This is a genomic window from Bradyrhizobium sp. SZCCHNR1017, assembly GCF_032381375.1.
GTDB lineage: Bacteria > Pseudomonadota > Alphaproteobacteria > Rhizobiales > Xanthobacteraceae > Bradyrhizobium.
This window is the reverse complement of record NZ_JAUHIR010000011.1, coordinates 105645-129179: the sequence shown is the minus strand read 5'-3', so window position 1 is coordinate 129179 and position 23535 is coordinate 105645. Positions and strand designations below refer to the sequence as shown.

The following is a 23535-nucleotide window of genomic DNA, read 5'->3' as shown; positions in this document are numbered from 1 at the left end:
CGATGCGGCGCATGCGCCATATCAAGACTCTGGGGCTGGCGGCGCTCGTCGTCGCCAGCCTGCCCTTCCGCGCAACAGCGGCGACACGAGCGGTCGCGGCCGACATTGCCGACTTGCAGGACGTGCTCGATCGCGCGGCCGAGGGCGATGAGATCGCGCTGGCCGCAGGCACCTATCACGGGCCGCTGCGGATCACCCGTCGCCTGACACTGACCGGCGCGCATGGCGCCGTGATCACCGGCGACGGCCGTGGGAGCGTCATCACCGTCATGGCACCGGGTACCGTCATTCGAGGTTTCGTCATCAAAGGCTCCGGCCGCTCGCTTGAGCAGATGGATTCCGGCATCTTCGTCGACCAGGGCGCGCACGACACGCTGATCGAGAACAACCAGATGGAGGGCAATCTGTTCGGCGTCTATCTGCACGGATCAGCCAACGCCATGGTCCGTCACAACAGCATCATCGGCCTGCGCGCGACGCGCGGCGGCGTCACCGGCAACGGCGTCTCCGTCTGGAACGCGCCGGGCGCCAAGGTGATCGACAACCAATTCCGGTACGGCCGCGATGGCGTGTTCGCCATCACCAGCCGCAACAACGTCTTCAGCGGCAATCGCTTCAGCGACCTGCGCTTCGCGGTCCACTTCATGTACACCAACGACAGCGAAATCTCCGGCAACGTCTCGACCCGCAACATCATCGGCTATGCGATGATGTTCTCCAAGGCGCTCGTCGTGAGGGATAACGTCTCGGATCACGACCGCGACCGCGGCTTGCTGTTCAACGCGGCCAACGGCTCGCAGATCGCCGGCAACAGCGTGATCGGTGGGCTGCAGCCGGCAGAGCGCTGGGCCACCGCGGAGAACCGCGGCACCGACGAAGGCGTGCCGCAGGCCGATGCGAGCACGGCCACGCCGACCGCCGGCGCCCGTCCCGGTCCCGAGAAATGCGTGTTCATCTACAACACCAACAACAACCATATCACTGACAACTGGTTCGAAGGGTGCGAGATCGGCGTTCACTTTACCGCCGGCTCCGAGGGCAACGACATCAGGGGCAATGCCTTCGTCAACAATGCCAGCCAGATCAAGTATGTCGGCACCCGCCATCTCGACTGGTCGAAAGACGGCCGCGGCAATTATTGGAGCGACAACCCGGGCTTCGACCTCAACGGCGACGGCGTTGCCGACACCGCCTACCGGCCGAATGATCTGATCGACCGCGTGCTGTGGACCGCGCCGGCCGCCAAGGTCCTGATCAACAGTCCGGCCGTGCAGGTGATCCGCTGGGCACAGGCGCAGTTCCCGGCGATCCTGCCCGGCGGCGTGGTCGACAGCCATCCGCTGATGTCGCCACCGCCGGCGCGCCGCACTGCCGCTAGGAGCAGCGCCCGATGAGCGCGACCGTCCATATCGCCGACGTGATCAAGCACTACGGCAAGGTCGAAGCCGTCAAGGGCGTGTCGTTCGATCTCGCGGCCGGGGAGATGGTGGCCCTGATCGGCCACAACGGCGCCGGCAAGACCACGCTGATGAAGATGATGCTCGGCCTGATCCGACCGACCAAGGGCGCGATCGCGCTGCTCGGCGAAAACCCGGCCGCGGGCGAGTTCTCCTCGCGGCGTCGGCTCGGCTATCTGCCGGAGAACGTCGCCTTCGATGCAGCGCTCACCGGCCGCGAGACGCAGAGCTTCTACGCCCGCCTCAAGCGCGAGCCTGTGAAGGGCGCGCTGGCGCTGCTCGATGTCGTCGGGCTGGGCGACGCTGCCGGACGCCGCGTCAATACCTACTCGAAGGGCATGCGCCAGCGCCTCGGCTTGGCACAGGCGCTGATCGGCCGGCCACGCGTGCTGCTGCTGGACGAGCCGACCACCGGTCTCGATCCCGAGCTGCGCCAGACGTTCTACGAGGTGATCCAGAAGCTCGCCGCCGAGGGCACGACGGTGCTGCTGTCATCGCATGCGCTGACCGAGCTGGAGGAGCGGGCCGGCCGTGTCATCATCATGAACAAGGGACTCAAGGTCGCCGACGGCACGCTCGACGAGTTGCGCCGCCTCGCGCGACTGCCGACCCGGATCCGGGTAAAGGTCGCTGAGCTGCCGCCATCCGGCCGGCCCTCCTGGCTGCCGGAGGCGACCTCCTATCGTCGGGTCAATGGCCACATCGTCGAGATCGACGCAGCGCAGGACGAGAAGATCGCTCTGCTGCGCCGTGCGACGGCCGACGGCACCGCCGTGCAGGATCTCGAGCTCATCCCGCCCAATCTCGACGAGCTCTACGCGCATTTCCTGCGCCACGCGGAGCGTTCGCAATGAATGCCGTGATCACCATCGCCGCGAAGGAAATCCAGCAGGCGATCCGCAATCGCTGGGTGCTGGCGTCGACCCTGCTGCTGGCGGGGCTCGCGCTGTCGCTGACCTTTCTCGGCAGCGCACCGACCGGCACCGTGGGCGCGCGCGCGCTCGACGTCGTCATCGTCAGCCTGTCGAGCCTGACCATCTTCCTGATCCCGCTGATCGCGCTTCTGATCTCGCACGACGCCATCGTCGGAGACATGGAGCGCGGCACCATGCTGCTGCTGCTCAGCTATCCCGTGGCGCGCTGGCAGGTGCTGCTCGGCAAGTTCCTCGGTCATCTCGCGGTGCTCGCCTTCGCGACCTGCCTCGGCTATGGCGCCGCTGCCGTAGCGCTGCTGATCGCCGGCAGTCACTTCGACAGTGACGGGCTCGCGGCCTTCGCCGCGATGATCGGCTCCTCCGTTCTGCTTGGCGCGGTGTTCGTCGCGATCGGCTATCTCGTCAGTGCAGTGGTGCGCGACCGCGGCACCGCAGCGGGGGTCAGCATCGGCCTGTGGCTCGTGCTCGTCCTGATCTACGACATGGCGCTGCTCGGCCTTCTCGTGATCGATCAGGGCCGCAACGTTTCCGGCGGCGTGCTCAGCGCGCTGCTGCTGCTCAACCCGACCGACGCCTACCGGCTGTTCAACCTGACCGGCTTCGCCAATGTCAGCCTGTTCTCCGGCATGGCCGGGCTCGCCGGCAGCAGCACGCTGTCGGTGCAGGTGTTGCTCACAGCGCTGGTGCTTTGGACGTTGGTGCCGCTCGCCGGCGCCGCGCTGGCCTTCTCCCGGAGGGAGCTATGAAACGCCTCGCTTTCGCCGGCTTGCTCATCGCCGCCTTTGCGCTTGCCGCCTGCAACGACAGGCAGGCGGCCGCGCCGCCGCCGCCGATCAAGCTGACGGCGGAGGCGATCGGGCATTATTGCGGCATGAATCTGCTCGAGCATTCTGGCCCCAAGGGACAGATCTTCGCCGCCAGCCTGATCGAACCGGTCTGGTTCTCCTCCGCGCGTGACGCCATCGCCTTCACGATGCTGCCCGACGAGCCCAAGGACATCCAGGCGATCTACGTCTCCGACATGGGCAAAGCCGCGAGCTGGGACAATCCGGGCGCCGACAATTGGGTCGAGGCGCGCAAGGCGGTGTTCGTGATCGGCAGCCGGGTCAGGAGCGGCATGGGCAGCGACGAGGCGGTGCCGTTCTCGGATCGGACCGCGGCCGAGCGGTTCGCTGCCGAGCACGGCGGCCGCATCGTCGGCTTCACCGAGGTGCCCCGCGACTACGTGCTGAGCTCCGCCGACGACAACGCCGGTCTGGCCGAGCCGGGTTCGAAGCAAACCACGGGAGTCCAGCGATGACACTTTACCTCTCGCGCCGGCGCTTCATCCGCATCAGCGCCGCATTGGCGGGTCTCGCGGTTGCTCCTTCCTGGGCGCAGGCGGCCGACAGCACAAGCGGATCGGTCGAATGGCGCGGCACGCTGCTCGGCGCCGTCGCCACGATCAAGCTTCATCACCGCGACCGGCAGGAAGCCGAACGGCTGATCACGGTGTCGATCGGCGAAGCCCGGCGGCTCGAGCGCCTGTTCAGCCTGTATCTGGAGCAATCGGCGCTGGTGACGCTGAACCGCACCGGTGTGCTGGTGGACCCCGCGCCCGAGCTGGTCGACATCCTCACACGCTCGCAGCGCTACGCCGCGATGACCGACGGCCGCTTCGACCCGACGGTGCAACCGCTGTGGACGCTCTATGCCGATCATTTTTCGCGCCCGCATGCCAATCCCGACGGGCCGCCGCAAGCGGCCGTGCAAGAGGCGCTGGCGCGGGTCGGCCATCAGCGGCTCAGCGTCAGCCGCGATCGCATCGTCATGCCGCGCGGCATGGCGCTCACCCTCAATGGCATCGCGCAGGGCTATGTCACGGACCGGATCGTCGAGCTCCTGCGCAGCGAGGGCGTGCAGCACAGCCTGGTCGACATGGGCGAAGCCCGCGCCATCGGCGCACGGCCGGATGCACGGCCCTGGGAGATCGCAATCGCCGATCCGGACATTCCCGACCGGACCGCTGCACTGCTTCCGATCATCGATCGCGCCGTATCGACATCGGGCGCCTATGGCTTCCGCTTCGATCCGCGAGGCCGCTTCAATCATCTGTTCGATCCGCACGACGGCGGCTGTGCGCAGCGCTATCGCAGCGTGACCACGGTCGCCGGCAATGCAACGGCGGCAGACGCGCTCTCGACCGCCTTCAGCCTGATGTCGGAGCCTGAGATTCGTGCCCTGCTGCCCCGCACCGAGGTCGAACGTGTTCACCTGATCGACGCGACCGGAGCGACAGTCGAGCTTGTCGCTTGAATTCGCGGCCGAATCAGTCGAGAGCGCGGCTAGAGGACGACGGTCGCCGGTCGAAGGCCGCACCGCTTGCTGCTAGGACCTGATGCGCGCCGCGCGGCTGCCTCGTCAAAATCGCGCGGCCATCTCGACGAGCCGCCTGTGCGCCCGCTCACGCGCCACGCCGGTGTGCGCCGCCGGCCCGCTGGTCGGCCCGATCGCCACGAAGTGCAGGTCGCGAAGGCCCATGAAGCGCAGCGCCTCGCGCAAATAGGGCGTCGCGAGGTCAGTACGCCCCCGGCTGATGCCGGTGGTGAAGTCGCCGCCGCTGGCGAGGATCACCAGCGTCGGACGATCCTTCAGAAGCGGCAGGTAGCCACGCGACGGATCGAAGCGAAAGGTGAGGCCCGGCTGATTGATGATGTCGAGCCAGTGCTTGAGTTTGTAGGGAACGCCGAAATTCCACATCGGCGTCGAGATCACGACGCGCTCGGCCAGATCGAGCCGCACCGCCATGCGCTCGGCCACAGCGAACGCCCGGCGCTGGCCGTCGGTGAAGGCGCGGCCGCCCATGCGGGCATATTTCGCCTGCAGGATCTCGCCGTCGAACTCGGGCAGACTCTCGCGCCACAGATTCATCTCGTCGACGTCCCAACCCGGCCGCGCCTGCCTGAAGCGGTCCAGGAAGGCGCGCGCGCCGGCGCTGGATTCCGAATCTGCCCGCGGCGAGGCGACGAGATGCAGCAGCTTTGGCATGCCTCACCCCAGCGCCCTGATCACCGCGTCGGCCGTGGTCACGACAGCAACATTCTGCATGGCGAAGTTGATCGACGCATTGTGCCAGTCCGCGTTCATGGTCGAGCAGCAATCCTCCGGCACCACGATGAAATAGCCCTTGTCGGCCCCGGTGCGCGCGGTGTGCTCCACCGACATGTTCGTCCAGGCGCCGGTATTGATGAGGACGTCGCGCCCGGTGGCCTTGAGAATCGTCTCGAGCCGCGTGCCTTCCCACGCGCTCATGCGCATCTTCTCGACCACGAAGTCGCCGCTGCGCGGCTCCAGGCCGGCGACAGGCGCCGCGCCCCAGCTGCCGCGCACCATCGCCTTGCTGTCGACCAGCCCCTCGAACAGCGGTGCGTTCAAGGTCACGCCGGGCGCGCCCGGCTCGACCACGAACCAGACATGAATGATGACGACGCCGCGCGCACGCGCGACCTCGGCGAGCCGCCGGACATTGTCGACCACGCGCTGCTGCTTGGCATGACCGGGCGCGCCGGAATCCGCGAAGGCGCCACCGTCCATGATGACGTCGTTCTGCAGATCCTGGATGATCATCGCGCAGCGGCGCGGATCGAGCTGCATGTCACCAGATGCCAGCTGCGGCGCCGATGGCGCGGACGTCGCGCTGGACATCGCCAGACCTGCCGTTGACGCCCCTCGACTTCGCGCGCTCATATACGGCTCGTGGCGCGGACCGACCTTGGTCGCGATCGCATAGACCGAATGGGTCGCGGTGAGATAGAGCGTGCGAAACTCGGGACCGCCCCAGGCGAGATTGGCGACGAGCTCCGGCACGCGCACCTTGCCGAGCAGTTCGCCCGTAGGCGCATAGACCCAGACGCCACCGGGTGCGGTGACCCAGACATTGCCGCGCTGGTCGCATTTCATGCCGTCGGGCACGCCTGGCTCGAGCTCGGAGCGGATGCCGCTGGCAAAGACGCGCCCGTTCGCCAGCGCACCATCGCCGCCGACGTCGAACACGCGGATCACCGCCTGCACCGTATCGTTGACGTAAAGCAGCTTCTCGTCCGGGGAAAAGCACAGCCCGTTGGGCTGGTCGAACAGATGGCGGTCAACCAGCAGCCGCGGCGGACCGCCGCCCGGCGGCACCCGGTACACGCCCTGGAAGCCGAGCTGGCGCGGCCGCTCCACGCCGTAGACCGGCATGCGGCCATACCACGGGTCGGAGAAGTAGATCGTCCCGCTGGAATGGACGCACACGTCGTTGGGGCTGTTCAGCTCCTGGTTCTCGAAATGCGATGCCAGGATCTCGCGGCGGCCGTCGGGACGCTCGCGCACCAGCGACGACGTCGCGTGTTCGCAGACGATCAGATTGAGCTCGGCATCATAGGTCATGCCGTTGCACTTGTTCGACGGCCGCCGCATCTCCACCACGCCGCGCTTCGCGTCCCAGCGGCGGCGGACATCAGCCGGCATGTCGGAGAACAGCAGGAACTGCTCGACGGGATGCCAGATCGGCCCCTCGGTGAACTCGAAGCCGGTCGCGACCTGCGCCACCGGCGCATACGGATCGATCAGAGTTTCGAACTCACTGCGCAACGTCACGTGGGTCATGGGGGCACCTTGTGCTGCTCACGCCGGAAACCAGTGCCGCTGCGGCAGCGACTGCACCAGCGGCCCCGGCACTTGGTCGTGCAGCCGTCCCACCACCACACCGCCTTCGATCTTGGCGGGACGATCGTGCACCGGCAGCAGATAGCGCGAACTTGACAGCAGCTTCTTGATCGCTGCCTTCTCGGCGCGTTTTGTCGTGCCGTGATTGCCGGTGGTGCGCGGCTCGCCATCCTGGATCTCGTTGAACGGCGTCACGATCTGGTCGTTGAAGTCGTAGATGACGTCGCCGCAGATGGTAGCGATGCCATCGGCAGTGTGGACGTGGATGTTCATCGAGCCTTCGGTATGGGCATTCGCAGCGTCGCAATAGACGCCCGGCATCAGCTCGACCGGGCCGGTGAGCTCGAGGTCGAGGAAACGCAGCGCACTCTTGGTGTGCAGCCGGTCGATCAGATGCTTGATGTCGGGCGCCGGATATTGCGGATGCATCAGCCCGGAAACCGAGTATTCGAGCTCGCGGCGGTTGAGCACGACCGTCGTGTTCATCGGGAACAGATCGTCCTTCCCGGCGTGATCGATGTGCAGATGGGTGTGGCAGACGTAGCGGACATCGCCCATGCGCACGCCGTGCCGCGCCAATTGGTTCTCGATCATGTTCTCATGGTACTGCAGCCCGCGCATGCCCAGCGTCTCCATGATCTGGTTGGAGCGGTAGCCGGTATCGACCACGACCGGATACGGCCCGCCCAGGATCAGGAAGCCGAGCGTCAGCACCCGGCGGGTGCGGCCGCAATCACGGCCGAGCACAAGGAAGCTCGATTCCAATTCGATATCACCATAGTCGAGAACCTTGATTTCCAGCGCCATGAGCGTTCCCTGTTGCTTTTGTTGTCGTTGCAGGCGGTATCATCCCAGCCGATAGACGCGCTGCGCCGTCCCTCCCATGACCTGCGCGCGCGCATGCTCGTCGAGGTCCCGGATGGCAGCCTCATAGGCCCCCACCAGTACGCGGTAGTCGGTCCAGAGCTTCTCGATCGGAAAGTTCGAGCCGAACAGGCAGCGCTCGGGGCCGAACATTCCGACCGTCTCCCGCACCACGTCGGCGACATGCGCCGGATCGTTGCGGCGAATGAAGGTGCCGAGGCCCGAGAGCTTGCTGACGACATTGCTGCAGCTCGCCAGCCGCTGCATGCCGGCTCGCCATCGATCGCGACCGCGCGTGGACAGATCCTCCAGCATGCCGGCATGCTGGAGGATGAAGGTCACGGACGGACAGCTCTCGGCGAGCGCTGCGGCGCCCGCCATCTGCGGCCCGAAGACCTGCAGGTCGAAGGACCAGCCGTAGTCGGCGAGCCGCGCGATGTTGGCGCGGATATGGGTATCTCTGCAAAGGTCTGGGGACGAAGCGAAACGATAGAGCGGGTTCTCATGCCAGTGCAGCTGCATCCGGACCCCGCGCAGCAGGGGATAGCGCGCCAGCCGGTTGAACTGCGGCCGCGCATCTTCGACGCTCAGATCGGCATAGGCGACGATCCCGTGCGGAAAGCCGTGCTGCTCAGAAGTTCGCTGCACCCAGGCGGCTTCGTCCTCGAAGCCGTCCTTGGCCCAGTTGGTCTGGACGTAGACCGATTGCGTGACGCCGCTGCCGGCGATGTCGTCGAGATACTCCTCGATCGTGTAGTCGCGCCTGATCGGCTCATAGGGGCCGAAAATCCGCGGCTGCATCGGCCCGACCAGCCAGGGCAGATCGGCCTGACGCCAGATGTGGTGATGCGCATCGACATAACCGGTCATGCCGCCCTCCTCTGTGCCAGCGACAGAACATGCGCGACGATGGTCTCGTCCGACCCGCCGGCTGCGATGTCGTCGACGAATGGCGCGATCGCCTGCAACGCCTCGGTCTGCGGCTTGAAGCCGGGCCCCGTCGCGAGCGGCGTCAGCCAGCTCAGGCGCCAGGCGCGCAGCGACAGCCTCCACACGGCGTCACGGAGCACATGATGGTCACCACGCTCGAGCCCATCCGAGATGACCAGCACGACGGCGCCCCGCGCGTAGGTCGAGAACCGCGGCACCGCGAGGAAGGCCTGCAGCGCCTCGCCGATGCGCGTGCCACCGTCCCAGTCGCTGACGAGATGCGAGGCAGCGAGCAGCGCCTGTTCGCGCCGCTTCAGCCGCAAGGGCCGCGTCACGCGTGTCAGCCGTGTGCCAAGCGTGAACACCTCGGCCTGGGGTACGGCCTGCACCAGCACGTGGGCGAGCCGCATGTTATCCTCGGTCCGCGCCTTCATCGAGCCGGAGACGTCGATCAGCAGCAGCAATCGTCGCAATCGAGGTCGCCGCTTCAGCCGCCGCAGCGACAGCACCTCACCGTCGCGCCTTATGCTCTCGCGCAGGGTCCGGCGCAGGTCCACGAAGCTGCCGCGCCGCGCGCGCATGCGCCGGTGGCCACGCCGTTTCGGCAGTTTTGCACGCGCCTGACGCGCGAGGCGCTGCAGGGCATGGCCGCCCGTCGTCGCAGCCAAGCGGCGGGCGACCAGCGCTTCAACGCGCGTCGCAGCCAGACCTGACTCGTTCTGCTCCTCGGCGAGATCGGGACCGACAGCGCCGTCCCCTTCCTCCTGGAGACGCACGACATCGTCCTGCCTGTCGCTCTCGCTGAAGGCCGTTGCCTCGGCGACACCAAAATGGACGTCGAACAGCAGATTGTAGGTCGCGAGCCGCTCCGGAGGCGGCGCGAGGGTCGCCGTCCCGGCACGACGGATATCCTCGATGCTGACAGGCCCCAGCAGTTCGATCGCAGCGAGGAAGGCGGTGGTCTGCTCCGGCGCAATTGCGAAGCCGTTTCGCCGCAACAGCGCAGCGAATGTCACGAAGATCTCGGTCGCCTGCGGCAGGCGGGGCTCGCTCATGTCATCGCCTCCGCGAGCAGCGCGTCGAGCCGCGGCGCGATGAAGGACAGATCCTCCTCATCCTTCAGCGCGACGCCAATCGCGCGCTTGAACGCATCGGGCCAGCGCGCGCCGGTCTGGTTGAGCAGCGTCGCCGCCTCCGCCCAATCGACCGCCTCGGCAATCCCGGGCGCCTTGCTCAGCGGCTCGCGCCGCAGCTTCGCCACTGCAGCCACCACGGCCCGCGCGGTCGCTTCGGCAACACTGGAGGCCCGCATCATCACGATGCGCGCCTCGCGCTCCGCATCGGGATAGTCGATCCAATGATAGACACAGCGTCGGCGCAGCGCTTCGTGCAGGTCACGGGTCCGATTCGAGGTCAGCACCACGATCGGCCGCTCCGCGGCGCGCACCGTGCCGCGCTCGGGGATCGATATCTGGAAATCGGAGAGAAATTCGAGCAGGAACGCCTCGAACTCCTGGTCGGCCCGATCGATCTCGTCGATCAGCAGCACGGTCGCATCGGGCGCGCGCAGGCAGGCCAGCATCGGCCGCTCGATCAGAAAGCTCTCGCCATAGATGTCGATGCTCTCCTCGCCGGCTTGGCGGATCGCGAGCATCTGGCGCGGATAGTTCCACTCGTAGAGCGCCGCAGCAGCGTCGATACCTTCGTAGCATTGCAGGCGGATCAGCTTGCGGCCGAGCACCGCGGCGATTGCCTTCGCCGCCTCGGTTTTTCCGACGCCGGGCGCGCCTTCCAAGAGCAATGGCTTGCCCAGCGCGAGCGCGAGATAGGCCGCGGTGGAGAGCCCGTCATCGGCGAGATAGTACGCCGCGCGCAGTGCCTTTTCCAGCGCCTGCGGCGAGTCGATGCCGACGATGTTGCTGCGGACCACCATGCTGCGTCACCGCCGCGTCTGCGGCCGGGCGCCGCCCTGGGCCTTGATCGCGCGCAGCACTTTCTCTGGCGTGATCGGCAGTTCGTCGAGGCGCACGCCGACGGCGTTGAAAATCGCATTCGCGATGGCAGGAAGCACAGGATTGGCGCACATCTCGCCAGGGCCCTTGCCGCCGAACGGTCCGTCGGGCGCCGGCCGCTCCAGCACGGCGATGTCGTGCGGACAGATGTCGCCAGGTCCCGGCATCAGGTATTCCACGAAGTCGCGCGGTCCTTGCTTCGGGTCCGGGTAGTACGGCTCCGTCGTCTCGTAGAGCGCGTGGCTCATGCCCATCCAGGCGCCGCCGACCAGCTGCTGCTCGACGAGGCGGGGATTGAGCGCGCGTCCCAGCTCATAGGCGCTGTCCATCCTGACCACGCCGACCTCGCCGGTCTCGTCATCGACCTCGACCTCGGCGACGAGACAGGCATGCGCGTAGCAGGTCGCCGGGGACATTTCGCCAGTCTCGGGATCCACCTCCGACAGCGGCACCAGGAAGATGCCACGGCCGGAGATGGTCTTGCCCTGGCGGAACTGCGCGGCGATGGCGACGTCCTTCACCGAGATCGAGCGATGCGGCGCGCCCTTGACGTGGATGTTGCCGCGACCATCCGTTTCGAGATCGCTGGCGTTGACCTCGAGCTCCTCGGCCGCGGCCTCCATCATGACGCCACGCGCCTCCTTGGCCGCCGCCATCACGGCATTGCCGACGCGATGGGTGCCGCGCGAAGCGAACGAGCCCATGCAATGCGGGCCGGTGTCGGAATCGGCGGTGTCGACATAGACGTCCTCGACCGGCACGCCGAGCGTCTCGGCACAGATCTGCCGCGTCACCGACTTCATGCCCTGCCCGAGATCGATCGACGACAGCGCCACCGTGAACTTGCCGCTGGGGTTGGAATGCACCAGCGCCTGGCTCGGATCGCCGCCGAGATTCATGCCGATGGGATAGTTGATCGCCGCCATGCCGCGGCCGCGGTGCCTCGTCATGTCAGCGCCTCCTCGTGCCGAACACCGACGAGAACCGCGTCGCGCCGTGCCCCGGCGAAGGCGCCGGGCTCGTTGGCGGAGGTGGTGGCGGCTCGGGTTGTGGCGGCGCCGAGAGACCACGATCGTAGCTGGTGCGTTGCTGCGCCGGCGCAGGCCGCGCGCTCACCGGCTCTCGTGGCGTGGAGGGAACAGCCGCCCGCGCCCCGCCGCCATCCTTGCGCGAGGACATGCGCCGGAACTCCTCGCGGATCGGCCATTTGGCCTTCTCGGCCGCGACCTGGACGCATTCGATCAGCGCGGTGTTCTTGGCCTCGCGGCGATGCGCCTTCATGTCGCCGTCGCGATAGGCGTTGAGGATACGAAACTCCATCGGGTCCATGCCGATCAGATGCGCGAGCTTGTCCATCTGGCATTCGAGCGCGAAGTCCATGCCGGTGATGCCGAAGCCGCGCATCGCGGTGGCCGGCGTGCGGTTGGTGAAGATGCAGTAGATGTCGCCATGGACGTTCGGGATCGTGTAGGGCCCCGGCAGGTGCGCGGCGCATTTGACCACCGCGTAGCTCGACAGCCGCGTATAAGCGCCAGAGTCGAAATAGCCGCGGATCTGGCGCGCCACGATGCGGCCGTCACGCATGACTCCGTCCTTGATGTAGATGCGCTCGGCACCGCGGGGCGGCCCGAACTGCATCTCCTCCTCTCGTCCGAGCACGTAGCGCACCGGGCGCCCCGTCAACATCGCAGCGAGAATGGCGAGCGGCTCGGTCAGCGTGTCGACCTTGCCGCCGAAGCCGCCGCCGACCGTGCCGCCGATGAAGTGGAATGTGTTCGACGGCAGATCGAGGATCTTGGCGCAGGTGTCGAGCGAGAAGAACAGCGCCTGGGTCGAGGTATAGACCACGTAGCGGCCGTTGGTGTCGGGCGCGGCGATCGAGCCGTTGGTTTCGACCGGCGCGTGCTCGATCGGCGACATCTGGTAGCGCTGTTCCAAGACATGATCGGCGCCGGCAAAGCCGCGCTCGACGTCGCCAAAGCGCAACTTCTGGTGGTCGTAGCGGTCGTGATAGGTGAACGTATTCTTCGGATAGGTCTCGTTGACGGTGGGCGCGCCCGGCTTCAGCGCCTCCTCGACGTCGAACACCGCCGGCAAGATCTCATAGTCGACGCGTACCCTGGCCGCCGCCTCGGCCGCCGCGCGCGGCGTCTCGGCGACGACGGCGACGATCGGCTCGCCGCGGTAGCGTACCTTGTCGACGGCAAGCGTCGGCTCATCGTCCTTGCCAAAATTGATCAGGCTGAGCAGCGTGTTGAGATTGCGCGGCACGTCGCTGCCGCGGATGATCCGCCGCACGCCCTCGCTCCGTTCGGCCTCGCTGGTCTCGATGCGGCGCAGCCGGGCATGCGGCTGCGTCGACCTCACGACCTTCAGATGCAGCATGCCCTGCAGCTTGTGATCGTTGAAATAGGTCGAGGTCCCCGTGACATGGCCGAGCATGTCCTGGCGTTGGGTGCCCTTGCCGACCTCGTTGAGATTGTCGTCGCGCTCGTCGGCGAAGATGTCCTTGCGCAGTTCCAGCATGGCGATCTCTCCTCACGCACTCGCGCGCAGCGACGCGGCCGCCGCCAGCACCGCATTGATGATCGGCTCGTAGCCGGTACACCGGCAGATGTTGCCCGAAATCGCCTCTACCACCTGCTCGCGGCTTGGCTGCGGGATCTTGTCGAGCAGCGCCTTCGCCGCCATCAGCATGCCCGGCGTGCAATAGCCGCATTGCGCGGCAAAACCCTCGGCGAAGGCGCGCTGCAGCGGATGCAAATTCGGACCGCTCTTGATGCCGTCGAGCGTCTCGACCGCGCGGCCCTCGACGGCTTCGGCGAGCGTCAGACAAGACAGGTGCGCGTCGCCATCGATGAGGACCGTGCACGCGCCGCAGCCGCCCTGGCCGCAACCGAATTTCGGCGTGAGGTCGCCGATCATCTCGCGCAGCACGACCAGCAGATTGGTGCCGCCGTCGACGAACAGCGCGACATCGCGACCATTGTGCCGGAACTGAAGTGGGGTCTTGGCCATGCTCTAGCTCTCCTGTCCCGACAACAGCCGCCGCAGATGGACGCCGACCACTTCGCGGCGATACCACGCGCTGGCCAGCGAATTGTCGGTGGGTGCCGTTCCCTCGGCCGCCGCAGCAGCGGCGGCACTGATCGCGCCGGCGTCGAACGGCCGCCCTTCGAGCGCGCGCTCGGCCGCCTTGGCGCGGATGGCGGTCGGGGCCATCGATCCCAGCGCGATCCGCGCGCCGGTCACGCGGCCGCCACTCTGTGGAAGATGCGCCGCAAGCGTGATCACCGATCCGCCCTTCGGCTTGATCCGGGCGATCTTGCGATAGCGGAACGCATCCGCCGACGCAGGACGGATGCACGACACGCCGACCACCAGCGCACCGGCCTGGCGGTCGCGCGATTGCAGGAACTCCTCGATCGGCATGTCCCTGACGCCGAAGCTGCCCTGCAGCGAGACGATGCCGTCGAGCGCCAGCAGCGCCACCGTGAAGTCGCCGAACGGCGCCGGAGCGAACAGATTGCCACCGACGGTCCCCATGTTGCGCACCGCCGGGCCGCCGATCGAGCGCGCCGCCGGATGCAGGAAGGCGAGATCGCGCTCGGCCAGCACGCGGGCGAAGGTGACGCCGGCGCCGATCCTGATGCGCGCGCCTGCCGCATCGATGCCCTGCAAGGTCCGGTCGGTGGCGCGGATGACCGTCGCAATCGAGACGTCGCCCTCATTGAGATCGCGCATGACCAGCGTGCCGCCGCCCAGGTAGCGCGCCGCGCGGTCCGACGACAGCGCAGACGCAGCTTCGCTCGCGGCCTGAAACGTCTTCACCGTGACTGGCATCGATTCACCTCGTCCTCATGCCGCCTGCTTCAGATGCGATCGGATCGCCTCAAAGCCGGCCTGGTAGATGTCTTCTGCCACCATGCGCGACAGCGCCTCGGCCAGCTCGGGCCGCGTCGTGAAGCGGCTCTCCCAGTGCCAGAAGGTGCGATCACCATCGGTGACCGGCAGCAGCCGGACATGGGCGACGTAGTTGAACAGCTGGACCGGCGTATCGAGCAGACAGTAGCTGAAGCTCTGCTCGAGATCGGACAGCGCCAGCAACTGCTCGCGCAGCTCGGAGCCGTCCTTCAGACGAAAGCGCCTGACACAACCGATCTTGTCGGACGTCTGCGAACGCTCGATCGCAGAGGTCGCCACCGCCGGGTGCCAGCGATCATGACCGTTGAAGTCGCGCAGCACCTCCCACACGGCCTCGGTCGGCGCATCGATGATGGTGCTCTTGACCACGTGCGGCACGGCGTCAGCCCCCAAACGCGCGCTTGAGCGCATCGAAGCCGCCCTGGAACACGCCGCCGCCGATCGAAGCCACCAGATCAGCCTCGCGCTCCGGCGCGCAGTCGAACTCGGCGGTCCACTCCAGAAACGTCTTGTCGCCGTCCGTGACCGGTGTCAGCCTGAGGGTCGCGACGTAGTTCGATACGCCCATCGGCGATTCCAGGATCGAGTAGGTGCAGAACATGTCGTAGTCCGACAGGCCGAGCAGCTTCTCGCGAATGCGGTCGCCGTTGCGAAGCCGGAAATCCCTGACGCAGCCGATCTTGTCGGCGGGCTCGCCGCCCTCGATCCGGCTTTCGGCGATCGCCGGATGCCAGTTCGGCAGGCCGTTGAAGTCGCGGACGCGCGCCCACACCCGATCGTTGCGGGCACTCACGACGGTGGAGACGTAAACCCTCGCCATCTCGCATCAACCCTTCTTGCGCGGACCGCGATCGGTCGGCGGCTCGGACGGGCTGCCCTCGCCCGATCCGGCGCCGCCGCCTGTCTCCTTGCGCGCCGAGGTTTCTTTCCGGATTCCCTGCATGTCCCTGGCCTCGCGGATCAGGCCCGGCATCTTGGCAAGGCTGCCGCCCTCGACGCCGATATCGGAGAGAATGGAGTCGATCAGCGGCGCCTGGACGCGGTAGCGCAGCGCGGAGTCGATCACCTCGTCGGTCGCGCTGCGGCCGCCATTGCCGTTGCCGCCATTTCCGTTCAAGCCGTCGACCTGCAGGATGCGGATGCCCTCGATCTTCTCCATCGGCTTGACGCTCTCGCGCACGATGCCCTCGATGCGGTCGAGCAGCTTGCGCCGGAACAGCGAGTAGCGTGCCTGGTCGGTCAGGACGTTCTCGGCCTCGTTGAGCAGCTTCTGCGCCTCCGCTTCGACCGCGGCACGAACCCGCTCGGCCTCTGCGGCGATCCGCGTCTCCTCGGCCTGCTTCTCGGCCAGCAGCACCTCGACCGTCTTACGGCGGCGGGCAATCTCGCTCTCGCGCGCCGTGACGACTTTCTCCGCCGCTTCCGTTGCACGCGAGCGCGCCTCTTCGGCCGCGACCTTGGCCGCGGATTCCTCCAGCGATTTTTGATACAGCGCGATGGCCTTCTCCATCAGCGCAGTCTCGACGTCCTTCTCGCGGTTCACTTCGAGCTTACGCAGCTCGCGCTCGCGGCCGATGCGGGCCTCGTCGAGACCACGATCCGAGGCGATGCGGGCGCGTTCGACCTCCTCACGGGCCGCGATCTCGGCCTCCTGCAGCGACTGGACGCGCGCGACCTCGAGCTGCTCGATCGCCCGGCGACGCTCCAACCGGACGGCCTCCAGCGCCTGCTCGCGCGAGACATCGGCGGTCTCGACCTGCCTGCGCGCGACGATCTCGGCTTCCTTGACCTGACGATCCGCATCGATGCGCTCGGCTCGCTTGGCGGCGAGCTCGATGACGCGGGTTTCGTCGGCGAGCTCGATCGCCTTCTTGTGGTCGATGTTGAGCACCTCGCGCGTCCGCGACGAAGCAATGCGCTCGGCCTCCAGCGCCAGCTCGACCTCGATGCGGCGCCGCTCGACCGCCTCCCGACGCTTCAGATCGGCGGCCTCGACGGCCTCCGTGCGCTCGATCTCCAGGCTACGCGTCTCCTTCTCCGACTGGATCCGCTTGGCTGCTACAGCCAGCTCCTGGGCGATGCGGGCCGCTTCGATCGCCTCGCGCGAGGCGATATCGGCCTCCTCGATGGTCCTGACGCGCGCGATCTCCAGTGCACGCACGCGTTCCTCCTGGGCGATGCGGCTGGCCTCGGTGGCCTCGCGCGCGGCGATGCCGGCGATCTCGATGCCCTGGTTGCGCTCAATCTCCAGCCTGCGCGTGGCGTGCTCGGCGGCGATCCGTTCCGCCGACAATGCCTGCTCGCGCGCGATCCGGGCGGCCTCGACCGCTTTCTGCGCCTCGATCTCAGCCTCCTGGATGTTGCGCACTTGGGCAATCTCGGTGGCGCGGGTGCGCTCGTCGGAGCTGATGCGCTCCAGATTGACGATCATGGTCTGCGCGATGCGCGCCTTCTCTGTCGCCTCGCGCGCGGCGATCTCCGCCTGCTCGATCGCGCGGGTGCGTTCGATCTCGCGGCGGCGTGTCTCCTCGTCATTGGCGATGCGCGCATCGGAGACGACGCGGTCCTGCTGAATCCTGGCCTTCTCCACCGCCTCGCGCGCGGCGATCTCGGCTTCCTCGATGGTGCGGGTCCGCTCGATATCGCGTTGGCGCACCTCGCGCTCAGATTCGATGCGCGCGGCGTCGATCGCGCGCTGGTTGGCGATCCGCGCCTTCTCGATGTCCTCGCGCGCCAGCAGCTCCCTCTCTTCGACGGCACGCGTCCGCTCGATCTCGCGCTGCCGCGTGTCGCGCTCGGCAGCGATTCGGGCCTCGGCAATCGTCAGTTCGTTCGCGATCCGCGCCTTCTCGATCGCCTCGCGCGCCATGATCTGTGCCTGCTCGGCCTCGGTCTCGCGCAGCGCCCGCTCGCGCGCCACCTCCGTCCGCTGCAGGGCGCGGCGCATCTCGATGTCGCGCTCCTGCTCCAGCCGCGCCGTCTCGCTCTCGCGCTCGATATCGAGCGCCTCGCGCTCGGCTTCGAGGTTGCGGGTCCGAATCTTGATCATCGAGTCCTGCTCGATATCGTTGCGCAGCTTGCGCTTGCTCTCGATGTCCTCCATCAGCCGCGTCAGGCCCTCGGCATCGAACCGGTTCGAGGGGTTGAAAAATTCGAGATCTGTCTGGTCCAAATCGGTGATCGCCACCGATTCCAGCTCCAGGCCGTTCTGGGCCAGCGCCTCGGCCGCGGCCGCCTTGAGACGGGACACGTAGTCACCGCGCTGCTCGTGCATCTGCTCCATGGTCATTTCAGCGGCAACCGAGCGCATGGCCGAGATGAACTTGCCGGACAGCAGCGCATGCAGCCGCTCCGGCTCGAGGGTGCGACGGCCGAGCGTCGCCGCCGCGATCGACACCGCCTCGCGCGTCGGCTGGACACGAACGTAGAAGTCGGCCTCGACGTCGACCCGCATGCGGTCGCGCGTGATGACGGCGTCCTGCCGCGCGCGCGTGATACCCATCGGCAGCACGTTCATGTTCACCGGCGTATAGTCGTGAATGAAGGGCAGCACGAAGGCGCCGCCATTGATCACGACGCGCTCCCCGAGGAAGCCCGTGCGGACGAAGGACACCTCCTTCGAGGAGCGGTGATACAGCCAGTTGACGATGTAGACCGCGACCACGATGACGATGATCGCAATGATCAGCCAAAGAATCAGCTCACCGATCAGAGCCCCGGACATCTCATTTCTCCCTCAGTCTCTCGTCCGGCGAATGCGGCGCCTCAGCGCCGCTGCTGCCGGATCTCGTGTTGTCGCCTCAGACGCGGCGTGGCCGCGCGCTGATTGCCTTGAAATGTCGTACCTGCTCCGTCAGTGCGCGCTCCACCGGTAGCCGCTCCATCGAGGAGGCGCCGTAGAAGCCATGGCAGTTCTTGGTGTGCTTCATGATGAAGTCGGCGTCGGACGGCTCCGCGATCGGGCCGCCATGCGCCAGAACTAGAATCTCGGGGTTGACACTGAGCGCGGCCGAGGCCCAGCTGTCGATCAGGCCGGGACAGTCTTCGAGCTTGGGCGCGGTCTGCGCGCCGATCGAGCCGCCGGTTGTCAGACCGAGATGGCAGACGATGATGTCCGCACCCGCGATCGCCATGCCCGCGGCCTGGGCTTCATTGAAGACGTAAGGCGTCGTCAGCAGGTCCTTGTCATGCGCGCGCCCGATCATGTCGATCTCCAGCGCGTAGGAAATGCCCGTCTCCTCGAGATTGGCGCGGAAAGTGCCGTCGATCAGGCCGACGGTCGGGAAGTTCTGCACACCGGAGAAGCCGAGCGCCTTCAGCTCATCGAGGAACACATCCATGTCGCGGAACGGGTCGGTGCCGTTGACGCCCGCGAGCACCGGGGTCGACTTCACCACCGGCAGCACCTCGCTGGCCATCTCGACCACGATGGCATTGGCGTCGCCATAGGCCATCAGTCCGGCGAGCGAGCCGCGGCCGGCCATGCGATAACGGCCGGAATTGTAGATCACGATCAGGTCGATGCCGCCGGCCTCCTCGCATTTGGCCGACAGGCCGGTGCCGGCGCCGCCGCCGATGATCGGCACGCCACGGCGCACCATGTCGCGAAACTTCTTCAGCAGCGGTGCGCGCTCATATCTCGGCATGACCATCACCTCGCCTGTCTGCGCCGCGCCGGCAGCCGCCCAAGCATCGGCCGGATGGCGCCGACGACCACTGCTGCGAACTCATTGTCGTTGATGTGATGCGGCACGCGGATCAGGCGCCGGCTCGAGGTCTGCCGTACGGTCTGCTCGAGACTGCGGAACAGCGCCTCATCCGCCTCGCGATCGAAGAACGGCTGCCCGGGCGCATCGAGCGCGGAGACGCCCTTTTCCGGCAGGAGAAACCGGACCGATCCATCCATGCGATTGAGCCGCTCGCCGATCCAGCGCCCCATCTGCGCGTTCTCCGCGGCCGTCGTCCGCATCAGCGTGACCTGCGGATTGTGCACGTGGAATTTGCGGCCGCGGTAGCGCTCGGGAATGGTCTCGGGCGCGCCGAAATTCACCATGTCGAGCGCGCCGACCGAGCCGACATAGGGCACGCGGCTGCGGATGATCGCGCCGAAGCGATCCTCGGTTGCCGGAAACACACCGCCCATCAGCAGGTCGCAGACCTCGGTCGTGGTGAGATCGATCACGCCGGCGAGCATGCCGGAATCGACCAGCTTCTCCATCGAGCGGCCGCCGACGCCGGTGGCGTGGAAGACGAGGCACTCGTAGTCGTCGCGCAGCTCGGCCGTGAGCTTCTGCACCGCCGGCGTGGTCACGCCGAACATGGTGATGCCGATCGCGGGACGTTGCGGTCGGGTGCTGTCAGCGATAGCGGGCTTCCGCTGGCGGGCCATCACCATGCCGGCAAGCGCATGCGCGCCATTGCTCAGCACCGCGCGCGAAATCGAATTGAGTCCTTGGACGTCGGTGACCGAGTACATCATCGCGATGTCGGCCGGCCCGACATAGGCGCCGACGTCGCCGGATGCGACAGAGGAGATGATCAGCTTGGGCACGCCGACGGGGAGCTCGCGCATGCCCGGCGCGACCAGCGACGTTCCGCCGGAGCCGCCCGCCGAGATGATACCTGCGACATTGTCCTGCCGGCGCAGCCAGCGCCCGAACGCCTCCGCCATCGCGGTGACGGATGCGCCGCGATCGGCACCGAACACGGCGGGACCGCCGCGCGGATGATTGAGCGCGATCTCCTGGGCCGAGACGTCGCAGCTCGTATGGCGTCCGCTGGTGGAGAGGTCGACCAGCCGGGTGCGCAGCCCGTGGCTCGCGACGAGATCGCGGATGAAGCGCAGTTCGTCACCCTTGGTGTCGAGCGTGCCGGCGACGATCACCGCGGGCGGACCTGACGTGATCGGCGCGGCGCGCTCGCGGCCCTGGCGCGCGGCCTCGTCAAGTCGGCTGACGCTGGTGGAGAGCGTGCGCGCCTTGGCCTCGATCTGCGCGATCGGCACCGGCTGCGACCAGCGCGTCGGCAGCACGGGATTAGAGACGTAAACCTTGACGGGCGCAGCTTTCGGCGTCGTTGACACCGCCGCACGTGCGGCGGGCCTCTCCTGAACTTCGCCCGTCCCGAGATCGGTCTCGTCGCCGGCATGCTGGCCGACACCGAGCAGGCGCTGCTGCAGTTCGCGGTCGGCGGCGAGCCGGGCCGAGTCGATGATACGGTTGATGCGGCCATTGACCATGATCGCGACGCGGGACGAGATCGCGGTCGCAACGCCGATGTTCTGCTCGATCACGAGCACCGCCATGTCGCCGTCCTGGCTGAGCCGGATCAGCATCTCCTCGACCTGGGCGACGATGACCGGCGCCAAGCCCTCTGTCGGCTCATCCATGATCAGGAGCTGCGGATTGGTCAGCAGCGCGCGCGAGATCGCCAGCATCTGCTGCTCGCCGCCCGACAACTGGCCGCCGCCATTGTTGCGGCGCTCGGCGAGCCGCGGAAATGTTTCGTAGACGCGCTCGACGGTCCAGGCGCCGCGGCGCAGGCCGGCGGCGAGTCGCAGATGCTCGTCGACGCTGAGCGAGCGCCACAGACGCCGCCCCTGCGGCACATAGCCGACGCCGAGCCGCGCGATGCGCGCCGGATTGAGCCCGGTGATATCATTGCCGCGCAGACGCACCGTGCCGGCGGACGGCCGCAGCAGGCCCATGATGGCCTTGCACAGCGTCGTCTTGCCCATGCCGTTGCGGCCGACCAGCGAGAAGACGCCGCTGTCGAGCCGGAGATCGACGCCCTGCAGCGCATGCGAATGGCCGTAGTACACGTCGAGGCCGCGGACCTCGAGCGCAGGCGCGGAGCGGCGGACGTCATTCATGGCCGCCTCCGAGATAGAGCTCCTGCACCTCCGGATCGGATTCGATCTCCTGCGGTGCGCCTTCCTTGAAGATGCGGCCGTTGTGCATCATCGTCACGCTCTCGACGACGCGCAGCGCCACGTCCATGTCGTGCTCGATGATGATGTAACCGATGTGCGGCGGCAGCGACGTCAGGATCTCGACCAGCTCGCGCCGCTCGGTCGGCGACAGACCCGCCGCCGGCTCGTCGAACAGGATGAATCGGGGCGCGCCGGCCAGCGCCAGCGCGATCTCGAGCTGCCGCTGCTGGCCATGGGCGAGCTCCGAAACCAGTTGATCACGCACGGACGTCAGATGCACGGCCTCGATCAGGCGCTCGGCCGCCTGCATCAGGGCGTCATTGGCGCTGGGACGCAGCATCGAGAAGCGCGCTCGCGAGACGCCACGGCATGCCAGATAGACATTGTCGCGCACCGACAGGCCGAGGAACAGCGCCGAGATCTGGTAGGTGCGGCGCAGCCCGCGGCGGATCCGCTCGTAGGGCGGAAAGGCGGTGATGTCCTCGCCGAAGAAGCGGATCGTGCCTGAGGTCGGCAGGAAGTCGCCGGTCACGCAGTTGAACAGGGTGGTCTTGCCGGCGCCGTTCGAGCCGAGCACCGCGCGCCGCTCGCCGGGCCGCACCGTGATCGTGATGTCGGTCAGCGCGGCGAGCGCACCGAACATCCGCGTGACACCGCGCAATTCGAGGGCTGCAGTCGAGCCGAGCGCCGAGAGCCGGTCAGCGACCCTATCCATGGCCGTGACCTCCGGGGCGCGACCGCGGCTCCGAAGCCTCGCTGCGACGGCGCCACCGCTCATAGAGGCCGATGACTCCGTCGGAGGACCAGAACACGATAGCGAGAAAGCCGAGCCCGATCAGCAGCCGGAACCGGTTGCCGTCGAGCCCGACCTTCACCAGGAAGTCGAGCGCGAAAGTGCGCAGGATGACGAAGATGAAGGCGCCGATATAGGGCCCAACCGGCCGGGTGATGCCGCCGACGACGGCGACGATGAGAATGTCGATGCAGCGCTCGACCGCGACAGATCCGGGCGAGATCTGCCGATAGTTCCAGACCTGGAGCACACCGCCCATGCCGGCGATCAGGGCCGCGAACGCATAGGCGGCGATGCGATGTGCATTGACGTTGAAGCCGAGCGCGGCCATGCGCCTGGGATTGTCGCGCACGCCCTGCAGCGCCAGGCCGAACGGCGCGCGCGACAGATAGAGCACAGCGAAATAGCACAGTGCGGCCACCGCCAGCGTCAGGTAATAGAACGCGACGTCCATGCGCCAATCGACGCCGAGAAAATGTGGCGTGGCGATCGTGTTGATGCCGGTGTGGCCGTTGAATATCGCCCAGTTCTGATTGGTGAAATAATAGAACGCCGCGCCGATCGCGAGCGTGATCATGATGGTGTAGATGCCCTCGGTGCGTACCGCCAGCGCGCCGCCCAGCGTGCCGAACAGCACCGCGAGCACCAGGGCCATCGGCGGCGCCAACCACCACGGCCATCCGAGGCTGATATTGGCGTTGCCGCTGACGCCGAACACGGCGACCATGTAGCCGGCAAAGCCCGCGATCGTCAGCTGCATCAGGCTGACCATGCCGCCATAGCCGGCGAGGAACATCAGGCTCAACGCGATGGTTCCGAGGATCAGGGTCGTGCCGAAGATCTCGATCAGGAAGAAGCCGTTGGCGATCAGCGGCATGATCAGCAGCAGCGCGGAGACCGCCCAGGCCCAGGGCTGCTCGGTGGCCGACCATGCGGCCGGCTGCCGTGCGGCGCCGCCTGCCAGCATGCTCTCCCGCGCACGTGCCTCCTGGATCAGCGACAT

22 protein-coding genes are annotated in these 23535 nt (G+C 67.2%); 5 read left to right on the top strand and 17 right to left on the bottom strand.

Features of this window, described 5'->3' with window-relative positions:
* The first annotated feature begins 2 nt into the window (after positions 1–2).
* From QW863_RS25110 to QW863_RS25090, 5 genes are read left to right on the top strand one after another with little or no spacing between them, the layout of a single operon-like run.
* Positions 3–1394: a nitrous oxide reductase family maturation protein NosD gene (locus tag QW863_RS25110; RefSeq protein ID WP_315717459.1), complete on the top strand. Its 1392-nt coding sequence runs from the start codon at positions 3–5 to the stop codon at positions 1392–1394.
* Positions 1391–2311 (top strand): ABC transporter ATP-binding protein, encoded by a 921-nt coding sequence (locus QW863_RS25105; RefSeq protein WP_315717456.1) that lies wholly within the window; start codon positions 1391–1393, stop codon positions 2309–2311. Before QW863_RS25110 ends, QW863_RS25105 begins: the two co-directional genes overlap by 4 nt.
* A complete protein-coding gene (locus QW863_RS25100) occupies positions 2308–3138 on the top strand; it encodes an ABC transporter permease (protein ID WP_315717455.1) in 831 nt (276 codons plus the stop codon). Before QW863_RS25105 ends, QW863_RS25100 begins: the two co-directional genes overlap by 4 nt.
* Positions 3135–3692, top strand: coding sequence for a nitrous oxide reductase accessory protein NosL (locus QW863_RS25095; protein WP_315717454.1), 558 nt, complete (start codon positions 3135–3137; stop codon positions 3690–3692). The genes QW863_RS25100 and QW863_RS25095 overlap by 4 nt, the downstream gene beginning before the upstream one ends.
* Complete coding sequence (locus tag QW863_RS25090) at positions 3689–4687, top strand: FAD:protein FMN transferase (protein ID WP_315717453.1); 999 nt, start codon at positions 3689–3691, stop codon at positions 4685–4687. Before QW863_RS25095 ends, QW863_RS25090 begins: the two co-directional genes overlap by 4 nt.
* Positions 4688–4792: 105 nt before the next feature.
* On the opposite strand, the gene QW863_RS25085 is transcribed toward QW863_RS25090, so the two are convergent.
* The 17 genes from QW863_RS25085 to QW863_RS25005 all read right to left on the bottom strand — a co-directional run bounded on the left by QW863_RS25085 (position 4793) and on the right by QW863_RS25005 (position 23535).
* A complete protein-coding gene (locus QW863_RS25085; protein WP_315717452.1) occupies positions 4793–5419 on the bottom strand; it encodes an NAD(P)H-dependent oxidoreductase in 627 nt (208 codons plus the stop codon).
* A 3-nt stretch (positions 5420–5422) separates the two neighbouring features.
* Positions 5423–7018, bottom strand: a complete 1596-nt coding sequence (locus QW863_RS25080) for an isochorismatase family protein (RefSeq protein WP_315717451.1) — start codon at positions 7016–7018, stop codon at positions 5423–5425.
* Between the two features lie 18 nt (positions 7019–7036).
* A complete protein-coding gene (locus tag QW863_RS25075; RefSeq protein WP_315717450.1) occupies positions 7037–7885 on the bottom strand; it encodes an MBL fold metallo-hydrolase in 849 nt (282 codons plus the stop codon).
* Between the two features lie 39 nt (positions 7886–7924).
* The gene (locus QW863_RS25070) at positions 7925–8812 is read right to left on the bottom strand and encodes an amidohydrolase family protein (RefSeq protein WP_315717449.1); all 888 of its coding nucleotides are present in this window, start codon (positions 8810–8812) and stop codon (positions 7925–7927) included.
* Positions 8809–9927: a VWA domain-containing protein gene (locus tag QW863_RS25065; protein ID WP_315717448.1), complete on the bottom strand. Its 1119-nt coding sequence runs from the start codon at positions 9925–9927 to the stop codon at positions 8809–8811. The genes QW863_RS25070 and QW863_RS25065 overlap by 4 nt, the downstream gene beginning before the upstream one ends.
* Positions 9924–10805, bottom strand: a complete 882-nt coding sequence (locus QW863_RS25060) for a MoxR family ATPase (protein WP_315717447.1) — start codon at positions 10803–10805, stop codon at positions 9924–9926. The genes QW863_RS25065 and QW863_RS25060 overlap by 4 nt, the downstream gene beginning before the upstream one ends.
* Positions 10806–10811: 6 nt before the next feature.
* A complete protein-coding gene (locus QW863_RS25055) occupies positions 10812–11834 on the bottom strand; it encodes a xanthine dehydrogenase family protein molybdopterin-binding subunit (RefSeq protein ID WP_315717446.1) in 1023 nt (340 codons plus the stop codon).
* Between the two features lies 1 nt (position 11835).
* Entirely contained in the window at positions 11836–13410 is a 1575-nt protein-coding gene (locus tag QW863_RS25050; protein WP_315717445.1) for a xanthine dehydrogenase family protein molybdopterin-binding subunit, read from the bottom strand.
* Between the two features lie 12 nt (positions 13411–13422).
* The gene (locus QW863_RS25045) at positions 13423–13902 is read right to left on the bottom strand and encodes a (2Fe-2S)-binding protein (RefSeq protein WP_315717444.1); all 480 of its coding nucleotides are present in this window, start codon (positions 13900–13902) and stop codon (positions 13423–13425) included.
* Between the two features lie 3 nt (positions 13903–13905).
* Positions 13906–14727: an FAD binding domain-containing protein gene (locus QW863_RS25040; protein WP_315717443.1), complete on the bottom strand. Its 822-nt coding sequence runs from the start codon at positions 14725–14727 to the stop codon at positions 13906–13908.
* Positions 14728–14742: 15 nt separating this feature from the next.
* Complete coding sequence (locus tag QW863_RS25035) at positions 14743–15186, bottom strand: SRPBCC family protein (protein ID WP_315717442.1); 444 nt, start codon at positions 15184–15186, stop codon at positions 14743–14745.
* Positions 15187–15190: 4 nt separating this feature from the next.
* Entirely contained in the window at positions 15191–15628 is a 438-nt protein-coding gene (locus QW863_RS25030; RefSeq protein WP_315717441.1) for an SRPBCC family protein, read from the bottom strand.
* A 6-nt stretch (positions 15629–15634) separates the two neighbouring features.
* Entirely contained in the window at positions 15635–18532 is a 2898-nt protein-coding gene (locus QW863_RS25025; protein ID WP_315717440.1) for a flotillin family protein, read from the bottom strand.
* 76 nt (positions 18533–18608) lie between these two features.
* Positions 18609–19454, bottom strand: a complete 846-nt coding sequence (locus QW863_RS25020) for a phosphoenolpyruvate hydrolase family protein (RefSeq protein ID WP_315717439.1) — start codon at positions 19452–19454, stop codon at positions 18609–18611.
* 5 nt (positions 19455–19459) lie between these two features.
* The gene (locus tag QW863_RS25015; protein ID WP_315717438.1) at positions 19460–21679 is read right to left on the bottom strand and encodes an ABC transporter permease; all 2220 of its coding nucleotides are present in this window, start codon (positions 21677–21679) and stop codon (positions 19460–19462) included.
* Positions 21672–22454 carry an ABC transporter ATP-binding protein gene (locus QW863_RS25010; RefSeq protein WP_315717437.1) on the bottom strand — a complete coding sequence of 261 codons (783 nt, stop codon included), beginning with the start codon at positions 22452–22454 and terminating at the stop codon, positions 21672–21674. The genes QW863_RS25015 and QW863_RS25010 overlap by 8 nt, the downstream gene beginning before the upstream one ends.
* Complete coding sequence (locus QW863_RS25005) at positions 22447–23535, bottom strand: branched-chain amino acid ABC transporter permease (RefSeq protein WP_315717436.1); 1089 nt, start codon at positions 23533–23535, stop codon at positions 22447–22449. Before QW863_RS25005 ends, QW863_RS25010 begins: the two co-directional genes overlap by 8 nt.